Origin of the sequence: Asanoa hainanensis, from assembly GCF_900188485.1 — a bacterium.
Taxonomy (GTDB): Bacteria; Actinomycetota; Actinomycetes; order Mycobacteriales; family Micromonosporaceae; genus Asanoa; species Asanoa hainanensis.
In genome coordinates this window covers 406,904-419,136 of record NZ_FZPH01000001.1, presented here as the reverse complement: position 1 = coordinate 419,136, position 12,233 = coordinate 406,904, and the positions used below count along the sequence as shown (strand labels likewise).

Here is a 12,233-nt window from a genome sequence, read left to right as displayed (position 1 = left end):
AGGTTGACGGGTGAGCGTCGAGGAGCGGGTCAGCGACGCCGTCAACGTGCTCGTCACGATCGTCGAGGCGGGCGGCGCGATCATCATCGGCGTAGGGGCGGCCTATGCCTTCGGCCGGCTGCTGTGGCTCACGCTGCGCGACCGCGACACGACCTCCTTCGTGCAGGTCCGCCTGGACCTGGGCCGCATTCTCACGCTCGGCCTCGAGTTCCAGCTGGCCGGCGACATCCTGCGCACCGCGATCTCACCATCGTTCAGCGACATCGGCCAACTCGCGGCGATCGCGGCCATCCGCACGGCACTCAACTGGACACTGCGCCGCGAGATCGACGAGGAGCGCCGCCAACTGGCGGCCGGCCGCGGCGACGACCGGGTGTCGCGGACGTGAGCCTGGGCGAGGTCACAGAGGCCGCCAGCGCGGTCGCCGTGGCGATGGGCATCGTCGTCGCCGCGGCGAGCCTGGCGGCGACCCGGAAGCCGATGGCCGCGCTCGCGGTGCTGCTGGACTTCCTTACCGTCGCCGGGCTGCTGCATCTGGCCGCGGACCCGACCTACCTGCGGGCGCTGTCGGCGGGGATCGTGCTGGCGGTGCGGCACCTGATCACCTGGTCGCTGCAGACGGGTGCGGGCGGCCTGTTCGCGCCGATGCCCCGCCGGCCCGGCCGCGCGGGGAAGGCCGACTGACGTTCGACCGCGTAGATTGTAGCGATTTTTTTGAAGGAAATATACGTAGCCACCCCTTAGGCTGGACATCCTTTACATAGATAGGCATCACCGTATACGGTGCCGCCATGGTTCGCCGTCTGCTGCTCTCCGCCGCGCTGGTGGTCGGCCTCGTCGCCGTGCCGGCCGCCCCGTCCGCCGCCACCACCGTCGAGCGCTCCTTCGCCGCCGCGGCCGCGCGTTACGGCGTACCCCCGGAGCTTTTGATCGCACTGGGTTTCGTTCAGTCCAGGCTTGACCATCGGGCCGCGGGGCGCGCGGGCGCGCACGGCATCATGCAGCTCGCCGACAACGCCGTGGTGCACACGCTGTCCGAGGCGGCGGCGCTGACCGGCCGGTCCCGGGCCGAGCTGCGCACCAGCGAGGCCGCCAACGTGGCCGGCGCCGCCGCGGTGCTGCGCTCCTACGCCGACGCGGCGGGGCTCGACGCCATCGGCCGCGCCGACCTCGACCGCTGGTATCTCCCGGTCGCGAGGTTCGCCGGGGCCGTCGACGACCAGGTGGCGCGGCTGTTCGCCGACACGGTGTACGACCGGCTGGCGGTGGGCGTCGCGCCCCGACCGGTCACGCCCGATCGCGGCAAGCTCGCCGACGTGCCCGCCTGGGGCACCGGCGACGCCCGCGTCCTGAGTGCCGACTACGCGCCGGCGGTCTGGGCGCCCGCGGACCCGGGCAACTACACCGTGTCCAGCCGGGAGAGCAGCTACCCGATCGACTACGTGGTCATCCACGTGACGCAGGGCTCGTACGCGGGGAGCATCGCCTGGTTCCAGAACCCGGCGTCCAACGTCAGCGCGCACTACACGTTCCGCTCGTCGGACGGCGCCGTGACGCAGTCGGTGCGGGAGAAGGACATCGGCTACCACGCGGGCAACTGGGACTACAACACGCGTTCGATCGGCATCGAGCACGAGGGGTTCGTCGACAACCCGGCCTGGTTCACCGACGCGATGTACCGGGCGTCGGCCGCGTTGACCCGCAACCTGACCGCGAAGTACGGCATCCCGCGCGACCGTTCCCACATCATCGGCCACCGCGAGGTGCCGGGCGCGACGCACACGGATCCGGGCCCGCACTGGAACTGGACGTACTATCTGCAGCTCGTCAACGGCGTCACGGGCACTGGCAGCGGCACCGTCGACACCGCGTCCACGAACCTTAATGTCCGAAGTGGACCGGGAACGGGCTACGCCGTGGTGGGCTCGGTGGCCGACGGCGCGGGGGTGACCGTCTGGTGCCAGGCGACCGGCACGACCGTCACGGGCACGTTCGGCACGAGCAACGTGTGGAACCGGATCGGCACGGGCCGCTGGGTCTCCGACACGTTCGTGCTGACCGGCCACAACGGATTCATCCCCGGCGTGCCGCGCTGCTGAGCTGGGCCAAACCGCCTACCCGGCCGGGCGGTGCGGGTCAGGATGGTAGGCATGACGACGACGGAGTTCCTGGCGTCCACGACGTTCGAGGTGCCCGGCTATCGGGTCGAACGGACGTACGGCATCGCCTGGGGGATCATCGTGCGCAGCGTCGGCGTGGTTCGCGGGGTGACCGGCGGGCTCAAGGCGTTGCGGCAGGGCGAGGTCCCGGAGTACACGCAGGTGGTCGACGCCGCGCGGCACACCGCGTTCGAACGGCTGGTCGGGCACGCGCACGAGCTCGGCGGCAACGCGGTGATCGGGGTGCGCTTCGACTCGTCCGACATCGGCAATGGACTGTCCGAGATCGTGGCGTACGGTACCGCCGCTCAGGTTACGCCGGTGTAACGACGCGACTGCCGTGCGCGCTGGTCCAGCGACCCCGTCGGTGCGTGTGTCGTCGCAGTTACAGCAGGTCAGGGGCCGTGGGATTGTTCACGCTCGAAGGTGTCGGACCGTCATGATCAGCTAGCCTGGCCGCTCGGAATCCCAGTATCTAGGAGCGGCTGGTATGCGGCGCGGTATCGCGACGGTGTTCGTTGTCGGGCTCGTTGGACTCGGGGCCGCCGCGTGCGGTTCGGACGGTGACGCGGCCTCGGCCGGGTCCGGGTCCGGGTCCGGCGAGGTGAAGGCCGAGGACAAGGCGGTCGTGACCGCTTCGGCCTGCGACGAGGCGATCGCCGACAGCGAGGCCAGACTCCAGGACCTCGCCGCCGCCCTCGACAAGCTGGGTGACGGCGGCAGCGAGGGCGAGGCCGCTGCTCCCGCCGAGAAGACCGTCGACGACACCATGCAGTGGTGGGGCTACCAGCTCGACCTGCTGTCGAAACAGGACATCAACGCCGACGTCAAGACGGCGATCACGGATGCGGCCAAGACAATCTCGTCGCTGAGCAAGCGCCCGCTCGCGGAGAGCATGCCCACTTTGGAGGGCATCCCGACATCCCTCAAGAACGTCTGCGTGTAGGCCCCGAGAGGGCCAGCCGTCCCAGGTGGGCCCAGTCGAGGGCGGCGCGGGCCTCGCGTACGCCCGGCCGGTCCCGCGGCACCCTGACCCGCAGCGCGCCGGGCCGGATCCGGGCGACCAGCGGCGTGTCGAGCAGCAGTGACTCGCCGTCGACGCCCACCGGCACCGGCGCGCCGCCGGCCTCGACGACCGCCTCGTGCGCGACGCGCAGGGTGACCGGCGCGGCGTTGCGACCGCGCAGCAACCGGACGGCGTCGGCCGTGGACTCGACCGTGACGGCGATGACGCCCAGCCGGCCGCGATCGAGCCGCGGTCGGTGGCCGAGACCCGCGACATCGTCCACCGTGTACGGGTTGTTGCTGACCAGGACCGCCTGCGGTCCCGCGCACACGGTGCCGCCGACCCGCAAGCTGAGCCGCGGCCCGACCTCCTGGGTGAGCAGGTCGGGGAGCAGGGCGAGCGCGGTGCCGGCCTTGTCGGCGCGGTAGGCGTCGCTCTGGACGATGGCCGCGTACACGCCGAACGAGGCGTTGTTGACGAACGTCCGGCCGCCGAGGTCGCCCAGGTCCACCCTGATCTCGACGCCGTCGGTCAAGGCGTCGAGGCAGGCGGCCGGATCGTCCCGGTCGAGGCCGAGATCGAGCGCGAAGTGGTTGCGGGTGCCGGCCGAGATGACCAGGAACGGCAGGTCGTGCTCGGCGGCCACCCCGGCGACGATGGCCTGGGTGCCGTCACCGCCCGCGACACCGAGCAGGTCAGCACCGCGCCGCACGGCGTCCTGGGCGAGCGCCGCGACGTCGGTGGTGCCGTTGGTGTCGAGCAGGACCACCTCGGCGCCCAGCGCGCGGGCCTTCTCCGCGAGGTCGAACCGCCCGACCTTGCCGCCACCGGAGCGCGGATTCATGATCAGGAAGGGCTGGCGGGGCGGGGGAGTGGCGGTCTCGTGCGGCGCCCGCGCGGCCTGGGTGAGCGCGCGGCGCCCAGAAACGCCGCCGAGGACGAGCAGCCCGGCGGACACCGCGGCGACCCAGACGAGGTGGTGCAGAGCGAAGACGAACAACACGGCGAGCGGCGCGGCCACCAGCAGCGCGGCGGCGAGCCAGCGCAGCACCCCCGAGTGGGCCAGGAACCACCAGACGGCGGCGACGGTGACGACGAGGCAACCGGCCGCGATGAGCACCATCGCGACGCTGCCCTTGGCCCCGGCTACCACCACCGGAACCGCGAACGCGGCCAACACGGCCAGGAACGCCGCTCGGGCCAACCACCGATGCAGCAGCGACGACCCCGCGTGTGGCGGGGCCGTCGACTGCATCACCATATCGACCGATTTTACGCCAATTTCGGATTCCAAGTATCCACAACCGCGCCTACGTCAGGGCCAGCACTCCCGTTAGCGCCGAGGTTTCGCGGAGGATTGCTGCGCGCGTGGCTGGGTCCGGCACCCGGAGGGTGGCTTGCAGGGAGACCAGGGCCAAGTGGACGATCGCCGTCAGGTCGTGGCCCGCGGTGCCTTCCCGCTCCGCTCGCGCCAGGCTCGCGCGGAGGTCGGTGGCGACCCGGGCGGGGATGCGGCCGGCGGCCGCGTGGTCGTCGATCAGGTAGCGCAGGTCCGAGTACCAGGCCGGGTCCCGGCTCACCGAGCGCGGCACGTAGCCCGCGCGCACGGCCGAAGCGGTCGCGGTCACCGACGGCGAGGCGTAGGACAGCACCGTCGGGTACAGCGCCGCGAGCTGGGTGTCCGTCAGCGGCAGCGAGCTGCCGTCCAGGAAGCAGAAGCCCGGCCCCGAGTTGCTGCCGCTGTTGACCCGCACCGGCACCTCCTGCTGCGCGAGCCGGATGCCGCCGAGTGACAGGCCGAGCTCGTCGCGGGCGACCGCGGTGCCGTTCATGGAGATGCGAGGCGCCGTCGGTGGCTCTACCCCGCGCAGAGCCCACGCGACCGTGTGGTCGTACACCGCGTTCTGGACCATGTGTTGCGGCACCCGGGACAGCGACGGCAGCGCGCAGGTCTGGGGTTCGCCCGGGAAACCACCCGGGTACGTGCCGATGTCGCGCTTGCGTAGCGGGCCGTAGTCGGTGATCAGTTTCCAGTCGCCGTGTGAGGCGCCGGCCACCTCCCAGGCGCGAAGCACCGGCGAGTCGGCCTGGGCACGGGCCGCCGCCGAGAGGATGCCGCTGGCCACGTCGCCCTCGGAGTTGATGCGGAAGACCTTGGTGGTCAGGTCGGTGCGCAGCACGCCGCCGCCACCGTGCAGGACCACCGCGTCGACGACGCCGGCCAGCGGCTGCACGCCGTTGTAGTAGGTGGCGAGCCGGCCCGCCGACTGCGAGTGGCCGGTGGCGATCACCAGCTTCGGCCGAGGAAGCCCGCCCAAGACCGATGAGCGCACCGCCTGGACCGCCTGGCTGAAGATGTCGTACGACAGCGAGTCGTCGTTGATCGTGCCGCCGGCGGTGACGTCGAGCGTGCCGTACCGGCTGGGGCTCCACGCCTTGAGCCCCGTCGCCGAGTGCACGCCCGCCCGCTGCGCGGAGATGCCCACCCACGCGTAGCCCGACCGCAGGAAGTGCTCGTGCGACTGGAACCAGTCGACCTCCTGGTCCCACTGGTTGCTGACGTTGTACCACTCGGCCACGACGACGCCGTTGAACGCGCCAGGGGAGACCGGGCGACGGACCACGATCCGGGTGGCGTACGGGTGCCCGGTGCTGACGGCGGTCGCGGTGGCGGTGCCGCTCGTGGCGTAGCGGGCGGCCGTGCCGCTGACGAAGAACTCCTGCTCGACGTAGCCCGCGGCGGGGAGGTCGACGTCGGTGGCCAGGAACGGATAGCCGTGGCCGGGGTCGCCGACCGCGGTGGTGGCCGCGATCGGGCCGCTGACCGCCGGGACGGGCACGGAGCCGGCAGCCCAAGCCGGCGCGGCGACGGGGGCGATAGGGGCGACAATTCCGACTAGTAACGCGAGGACTGCGAGGAGACGGGTTCGCATGACCAAAAGATAGGCGTACCTATTCGGAACTTTCAATCGTACGAATAGAAGTCTGATTGGTTTCGACAAATGTTTTGGATTGTATTCAGCGGCCCACCCGATGCCACGGCGCGAACCCGTTGGCGACCTCGCGCAGCGCCGGCCGCAGCTCCGGATGGTGCCGCAACAGCACCGAGACCATCGTGTTGTCGGCGACCCAGTCCAACCCCGCCTGGGTGTAGACGGCCGGCGTGTAGTCGCGCGTGAAGAACCGGTCGCTGTTGAGCCGGCGCGACGCGATCAGCACGAAGACCCGGAACGCCGTGTCGCTGAAGGCGAACCCGCGCGGCGGCCGTTCGGCGAACATGCCGACCATCAGGTCGAGGCTCTCGATGTCGTCGCCGTAGACGGTGCGCAGCCGGGCCGCCACCAGCGGATCGCCCGTCAAAGAAGAGAAGCTCGTCGCCGGACGCAGGTGCATGAGCCGCCGGAACTCGTTGTAGCGCGGCACACCCAACTCCCGGATCCGCAGCAGGTCCGTCGCCGCCAGGTCGACCAGGCGGCCGTCGGGCCGCTCGAACTCCTGGAGGAGGCGCGGGAAGTTGTCGAGCACCAGCGCGCCCGGGTGGGCGATGCCGAACGAGTAGAACAGGTCGGCCATCCGGCTGCCCGCGGCGACCTTGAGGGCCGCCGGCCCGGACAGCTCGCGCAGGTTCCAGCGCCGGATCAGCGCGTCGTCGAACGCCGCACGGACCTCGTAGTCGTCGGGGATCAGCGGGTGCATCCGGTAGACGGCGACGAACTCCTCGGTGAGCGTGAACGGCACGCCGAAATGGTTGGTCGCCGAGCCGATGATCCCGCTGATCGCCTCGTTCGCGCTGATCCGACCGAACCCGCGCCGGACCCGCTCCCCGGCCAGCCCCCACCAGTTGGCCCGCATCGCGGTCACCGTGGTCGGATGGCTGATCATCGCGGGCGTCCACTCGACCGTGTGGATCTTCGCCAGCAGCGCCGCCAGCACCAGCCGGGCGCGTTGGAAGAGCTCCTCGTCGCCCCACGACGGGTGGTCGGACCGCAGCCGGTCGCAGATCGCGTTGTGCTCCCGGGCGAACAGGTCGTGCAGCATCACCAGGCCGAGCCAGAAGCCGGGCTCCTGGGAAGGGTCGCGTCCGCCGTCGGCGAGCACGGGCCGCACGGCGCCGACGCGCAGCTTGCCCTCGGACCCCGTGCGGGCGGCCCGCTGCTCGGCGACGCTGTTGCCGTAGAGCACCGAGCCGTCCCACCAGTGCGTGTGCAGGTTGTCGGTGCCGGCGACGCGGGGGATGGTCAGCGACCCGCCCGGCCAGGGGTCGTCGGGTGCGAGCGGGATCGACCACGCGTCGGCGGCCGGGCCGTGGCCGTGGGTGAACCAGTCGCGGACCATGAACTGGATCCAGGACGCGGCCAGCACGTTGAGACTCGGCGCCGGCTTGAACGACCGGCGGGTGAGCAGTGCGCGGCTCACCGTGCGCGGGTTGGGTGTCAGGACCTCGCGGGCATCGCCGGTCAGCACCGACCGCAGCGGGATGTTGCGGCCGAACCGGGCGCCGGCCATGCCCATCGCCGGTTGGTCGAGGTCGTTCCACGAGCCGTCGGCGGTGCGCTGGGTGGTCCAGGCGGCGACGAACGGCGCGGCCGTCGGGGTGCCGCCGGCGTCGTGCAGGTTGGAGCGGCGCAACGTGTCGCGCAGGCCGACCAGCACGGCCAGGCCGAGCGGTCGCGGCAGCCGTTGCCAGCCGACGAGGCGGTCGACCCAGCCGGTGAACCGGCCGTAGGCCCGCGAGAACCAGCCCATCCGCCAGAGGCTAGTCGCATCGACCCTCGTCACGCTGTCCCGCGATCCGTACAGGCTGCCGATTCGGACATGTCCGTCCATGTTGGGTAGAGCGCATTGTCACGCTCGGTGTCCGTCGAGTCGCAATTGCTGTTAACGCTCACACCTGCGCTGTTGTCTGCCCTGGGAGCGCGTCACCAGCGTTTGCCTTGTTACGAGACCGTGACCGCAAGATGTCGGTGCGAGGTCTTGACGACATTGTTGTTAGCGCTAACACTGTGGCTCGTTGTAACCCGGAACGTTGATGGCATACGAACCCCGAAGGGGGGACAGCTTGAAGAAGCGACTTCTGGCCGCTCTGGGCGCCGCGGCAGTGGCGTTGAGCATGGCGGCTTGCAGCGGTGAGGGCGCCGGCAGTGGCACCGACACCGCGAACCAGGCCCCGACCGAGCTGACGATCGGCGTTTCGATGCCGACGCAGACGTCCGAGCGCTGGATCGCCGACGGCAACTCCGTCAAGGAGAAGCTGACGGCCAAGGGCTACAAGGTGGACCTGCAGTACGCGGGTGACGACATCCCGACCCAGTCGCAGCAGGTCGACCAGATGATCACCCAGGGCGCCGACGTCCTGATCATCGCGGCCATCGACGGCACGGCGCTCAGCAGCCAGCTCCAGGCCGCCGCCGACAAGAAGATCCCGGTCATCTCGTACGACCGGCTGATCCGCGACAGCAAGAACGTCGACTTCTACGTCAGCTTCGACAACTACAAGGTCGGCGTCGCGCAGGCGACGGCGCTCCTCGTGGGTCTCGGCGTGCTCAACAAGGACGGCTCGGAGGGCACGGCCAAGGGCCCGCTCAACGTCGAGCTGTTCGCCGGCTCGCTCGACGACAACAACGCGCACTTCTTCTTCGACGGCGCGATGGACACGCTCAAGCCGTTCATCGACAAGGGCACCCTCGTCGTCAAGTCGAAGCAGACCTCCATCGAGCAGGCGGCGACCCTGCGGTGGCAGCAGGAGACCGCGCAGAAGCGGATGGAAGACCTGCTGACCTCGAGCTACAACGACGGCGCCAAGGTCGCCGGTGTGCTCTCCCCGTACGACGGCCTCTCCCGCGGCATCATCACCGCGCTGCAGAACGCCGGCTACAAGGGCAAGATGCCGGTCGTGACGGGCCAGGACGCCGAGATCGCGTCCGTCAAGCTCATCAACGACGGCGTGCAGAGCTCGACCATCTTCAAGGACACCCGACTGCTGGCCGAGCAGGCCGTCATCGCCGCCGAGGCGTTCCTGAAGAAGGCGACGCCGGAGGCCAACGACACCAAGACGTACGACAACGGCGTCAAGGTCGTTCCTTCGTACCTGTTGCCGGTCGAGACGGTCTACAAGGATGACATCCAGAAGAGCCTGATCGACTCGGGCTACTGGACGGCTGACGAGGTCGCGGCCGGCCAGGCCAAGTGACCAACCGGCAGGCCCGGTGACCCCGCGTGGGTCACCGGGCCTGCCGCCCCGCACGCACGCAGAAGGAGGACGGATGACCGACGTGCTGCTGGAGATGCGCGACATCACCAAGACTTTCCCCGGTGTGAAGGCGCTCGAGGACGTGTCGATCGCCGTCCGACGCGGGGCGATCCACGCGATCTGCGGTGAGAACGGCGCGGGCAAGTCCACGCTGATGAAGGTGCTCTCCGGGGTCTACCCGACCGGCTCGTACACGGGCGAGATCGTGTTCGACGGAAAGCCGGTGCATTTCAACGGCATCCGCGACAGCGAGTCCCAGGGCATCGTCATCATCCACCAGGAGCTCGCGCTGGTGCCCTACCTCTCGATCGCCGAGAACATCTTCCTCGGCAACGAGCGGCGCGGCACGGGTGGCCTGATCGACTGGAACCGGGCCAACGCCGAGGCGGCGTCGCTGCTCAAGTCCGTCGGCCTCGACGAGAACCCCACCTCGCCGGTGATCCAGCTCGGCGTCGGCAAGCAGCAGCTCGTCGAGATCGCCAAGGCACTGTCCAAAGAGGTCAAGCTGCTGATCCTGGACGAGCCCACGGCCGCGCTCAACGACATCGACTCGGCGCACCTGCTCGACCTGCTCCGCCGCCTGCGCGACCGGGGCATCACCTGCATCATGATCTCCCACAAGCTCAACGAGATCACCGCGATCGCCGACTCGACCACGGTGATCCGCGACGGCCGCACCGTCGAGACGCTCGAGATGAAATCGTCCGACAGCGCCCTCGATGCTCCGTCGCAGAACGCGACACAGGCGCGGATCATCCGCGGCATGGTCGGCCGCGACATCGACAGCTTCTACCCCGACCGCGAGTCGCACGCGGGCGACGAGGTCTTCCGCATCGAGGACTGGACCGCCTGGCACCCGACCCAGGACCGCAAGGTCGTCGATGGGGCCAACCTGAACGTGCGCGCCGGCGAGGTCGTCGGCATCGCCGGGCTGATGGGCGCCGGGCGCACCGAGCTCGCGATGAGCGTGTTCGGCCGCTCCTACGGGCGCGACGTCAGTGGCCGGATCTTCATGCACGGCAAGGAGGTCCGGGCGCGCTCGGTGGCGGAGGCGATCCGCAACGGCATCGCGTACGCCACCGAGGACCGCAAGCGCTACGGGCTCAACCTGATCGCCGACGTGTGCCGCAACATCTCCGCCGCCGCCCTGGGCAAGCTGGCCCGCGGTGGCTGGGTCAACGGCAACGAGGAAATCAAGATCGCCGAGCAGAGCCGGCGTGACATGAACATCAAGACGTCCAACGTGATGGCGACCGTCGGCACGCTCTCGGGCGGCAACCAGCAGAAGGTCGTGCTGTCCAAGTGGTTGTTCACCGACCCGGACGTGCTGATCCTGGACGAGCCGACGCGCGGCATCGACGTCGGTGCCAAGTACGAGATCTACACGATCATCAACAAGCTGGTGGCGCAGGGCAAGGCGGTCATCGTCATCTCGTCCGAGCTCCCTGAGCTGCTCGGGATCTGCGACCGCATCTACACGCTCTCGGCCGGCCGCATCACCGGGGAGCTCCCGGTGCGCGAGGCCACCCAGGAAAACCTCATGGCGCTCATGACCAAGGAGAAGGAGCTCGCCGGATGACCGACACCAAGCCCCCCGAGACGCGGGAGTCCGGCACCGCTCCGGCGGTCGCGCTGCACACCGGCACCAGCGACCCGCGTACGCTGATCATGCGTAACCTGCGGCAGAGCGGCATCTACGTCGCGTTCGTGGTGATCGTCGGGCTGTTCGCGATCCTGACCGACGGCGTCTCGCTGAGCCCGGGCAACATCACGAACATCCTGCTGCAGTACTCGTACATCCTGGTCCTCGCGATCGGCATGGTCATCCTGATCATCGGTGGCCACATCGACCTGTCGGTCGGCTCGGTGGTGGCGCTGACCGGCGCGGTGTCCGCCGTGCTCGTCATCCAGCAGGGCATGCCCTGGTGGGTCGGTGTGGTCGCGGCGATCACCGTCGGCCTGGCGGTGGGTGTCTGGCACGGCTTCTGGGTCGCGTACGTCGGCATGCCCGCGTTCATCGTGACGCTGGCCGGCATGCTGCTCTTCCGCGGACTCACGCTCCAGGTGCTCGACAACATCTCGCTGTCGCCGTTCCCGGCGGAATACCAGAAGATCGCCAACGGCTTCCTCAACGGCCTGCTCGGTGGCAACGGCTACGACGCCTTCACGCTGATCATCGGCGCGGTCGCGGTGGCCGGCATCGCGGTCAGCGGCTGGCGCACCCGGGCGGCCCGCGTCCGCTACGAGCAGTCGGTCGAGTCGTTCCCGCTCTTCGTGCTGCGGATCCTGCTGGTCGGCGCGGTGATCATGTACTTCGCCTGGCAGCTCGCCCACGCCCGCGGCCTGCCGATCGTGCTGATCATCCTGGCCGTCCTGGTCATCGCCTACGGCATGGTCACCCGCCGCACGGTCTTCGGGCGCCAGGTGTACGCGATCGGCGGCAACCTGTCGGCCGCGCAGCTCTCCGGCGTCAAGGTCAAGTCGGTCAACTTCTGGATGTTCGTCAACATGGGCTTCCTGGCCGGCGTGGCGGGTGTCATCTACTCGTCGCGGTCCAACGGCGCGCAGCCGGCGGCCGGCAACATGTTCGAGCTCGACGCCATCGCCGCCGCCTTCATCGGTGGTGCGGCCGTGGCCGGCGGCGTGGGCACCGTGGTCGGCGCCATGGTCGGTGGTCTGATCATGGCTGTGATGAGCAACGGCATGCAGCTGATGGGCATCGACCAGTCGGTCCAGTCCGTCGTCAAGGGCCTCGTGCTGCTGCTCGCCGTGGCGTTCGACATCTACAACAAGCGTCGCGTCGGCGCCAACCGCTGAC

General features: G+C 69.7%; 11 protein-coding genes. 8 read left to right on the top strand and 3 right to left on the bottom strand.

Going from position 1 to position 12,233, the window contains the following annotated elements; all coding sequences use genetic code 11:
- Nucleotides 1-10: 10 nt before the first annotated feature.
- The 5 genes from CHC05_RS01990 (at nucleotide 11) to CHC05_RS01970 (ending at nucleotide 3,105) form a co-directional block, all read left to right on the top strand.
- Complete coding sequence (locus CHC05_RS01990; protein WP_089243986.1) at nucleotides 11-388, top strand: DUF1622 domain-containing protein; 378 nt, start codon at nucleotides 11-13, stop codon at nucleotides 386-388.
- Entirely contained in the window at nucleotides 385-684 is a 300-nt protein-coding gene (locus CHC05_RS01985) for a hypothetical protein (RefSeq protein ID WP_089243984.1), read from the top strand. The genes CHC05_RS01990 and CHC05_RS01985 overlap by 4 nt, the downstream gene beginning before the upstream one ends.
- A gap of 107 nt (nucleotides 685-791) precedes the next feature.
- Complete coding sequence (locus tag CHC05_RS01980; protein WP_089243982.1) at nucleotides 792-2,099, top strand: N-acetylmuramoyl-L-alanine amidase; 1,308 nt, start codon at nucleotides 792-794, stop codon at nucleotides 2,097-2,099.
- A gap of 51 nt (nucleotides 2,100-2,150) precedes the next feature.
- Nucleotides 2,151-2,486: a heavy metal-binding domain-containing protein gene (locus tag CHC05_RS01975; RefSeq protein ID WP_218824388.1), complete on the top strand. Its 336-nt coding sequence runs from the start codon at nucleotides 2,151-2,153 to the stop codon at nucleotides 2,484-2,486.
- 163 nt (nucleotides 2,487-2,649) lie between these two features.
- Nucleotides 2,650-3,105 (top strand): hypothetical protein, encoded by a 456-nt coding sequence (locus CHC05_RS01970; RefSeq protein WP_089243978.1) that lies wholly within the window; start codon nucleotides 2,650-2,652, stop codon nucleotides 3,103-3,105.
- Here CHC05_RS01970 and CHC05_RS01965 read toward each other — a convergent pair.
- The 3 genes from CHC05_RS01965 to CHC05_RS01955 all read right to left on the bottom strand — a co-directional run bounded on the left by CHC05_RS01965 (nucleotide 3,086) and on the right by CHC05_RS01955 (nucleotide 7,911).
- Entirely contained in the window at nucleotides 3,086-4,426 is a 1,341-nt protein-coding gene (locus CHC05_RS01965; RefSeq protein WP_245870615.1) for a diacylglycerol/lipid kinase family protein, read from the bottom strand. The two genes, CHC05_RS01970 and CHC05_RS01965, sit on opposite strands and share 20 nt — an antisense overlap.
- A 49-nt stretch (nucleotides 4,427-4,475) precedes the next feature.
- Nucleotides 4,476-6,005 carry an alpha/beta hydrolase domain-containing protein gene (locus CHC05_RS01960; RefSeq protein WP_089243976.1) on the bottom strand — a complete coding sequence of 510 codons (1,530 nt, stop codon included), beginning with the start codon at nucleotides 6,003-6,005 and terminating at the stop codon, nucleotides 4,476-4,478.
- Nucleotides 6,006-6,183: 178 nt separating this feature from the next.
- Nucleotides 6,184-7,911: a peroxidase family protein gene (locus CHC05_RS01955; protein ID WP_089243974.1), complete on the bottom strand. Its 1,728-nt coding sequence runs from the start codon at nucleotides 7,909-7,911 to the stop codon at nucleotides 6,184-6,186.
- A gap of 313 nt (nucleotides 7,912-8,224) precedes the next feature.
- On the opposite strand from CHC05_RS01955, the gene chvE reads away from it, so the two are divergent.
- The 3 genes from chvE to mmsB all read left to right on the top strand — a co-directional run bounded on the left by chvE (nucleotide 8,225) and on the right by mmsB (nucleotide 12,232).
- Nucleotides 8,225-9,355 (top strand): multiple monosaccharide ABC transporter substrate-binding protein, encoded by a 1,131-nt coding sequence (gene chvE, locus CHC05_RS01950; protein ID WP_089243972.1) that lies wholly within the window; start codon nucleotides 8,225-8,227, stop codon nucleotides 9,353-9,355.
- A 73-nt stretch (nucleotides 9,356-9,428) separates the two neighbouring features.
- The gene (gene mmsA, locus CHC05_RS01945) at nucleotides 9,429-10,994 is read left to right on the top strand and encodes a multiple monosaccharide ABC transporter ATP-binding protein (RefSeq protein WP_089243970.1); all 1,566 of its coding nucleotides are present in this window, start codon (nucleotides 9,429-9,431) and stop codon (nucleotides 10,992-10,994) included.
- A complete protein-coding gene (gene mmsB / locus CHC05_RS01940; RefSeq protein WP_089243968.1) occupies nucleotides 10,991-12,232 on the top strand; it encodes a multiple monosaccharide ABC transporter permease in 1,242 nt (413 codons plus the stop codon). The genes mmsA and mmsB overlap by 4 nt, the downstream gene beginning before the upstream one ends.
- Nucleotide 12,233 lies beyond the last annotated feature (1 nt).

Coding starts and splice junctions, on each gene's coding strand:
- CHC05_RS01980 (WP_089243982.1), top strand. CDS start 792: ATGGTTCGCCGTCTGCTGCTCTCCGCCGCGCTGGTGGTCGGCCTCGTC.
- CHC05_RS01975 (WP_218824388.1), top strand. CDS start 2,151: ATGACGACGACGGAGTTCCTGGCGTCCACGACGTTCGAGGTGCCCGGC.
- CHC05_RS01970 (WP_089243978.1), top strand. CDS start 2,650: ATGCGGCGCGGTATCGCGACGGTGTTCGTTGTCGGGCTCGTTGGACTC.
- CHC05_RS01965 (WP_245870615.1), bottom strand. CDS start 4,426: ATGGTGATGCAGTCGACGGCCCCGCCACACGCGGGGTCGTCGCTGCTG.
- CHC05_RS01955 (WP_089243974.1), bottom strand. CDS start 7,911: ATGGGCTGGTTCTCGCGGGCCTACGGCCGGTTCACCGGCTGGGTCGAC.
- mmsA (WP_089243970.1), top strand. CDS start 9,429: ATGACCGACGTGCTGCTGGAGATGCGCGACATCACCAAGACTTTCCCC.
- mmsB (WP_089243968.1), top strand. CDS start 10,991: ATGACCGACACCAAGCCCCCCGAGACGCGGGAGTCCGGCACCGCTCCG.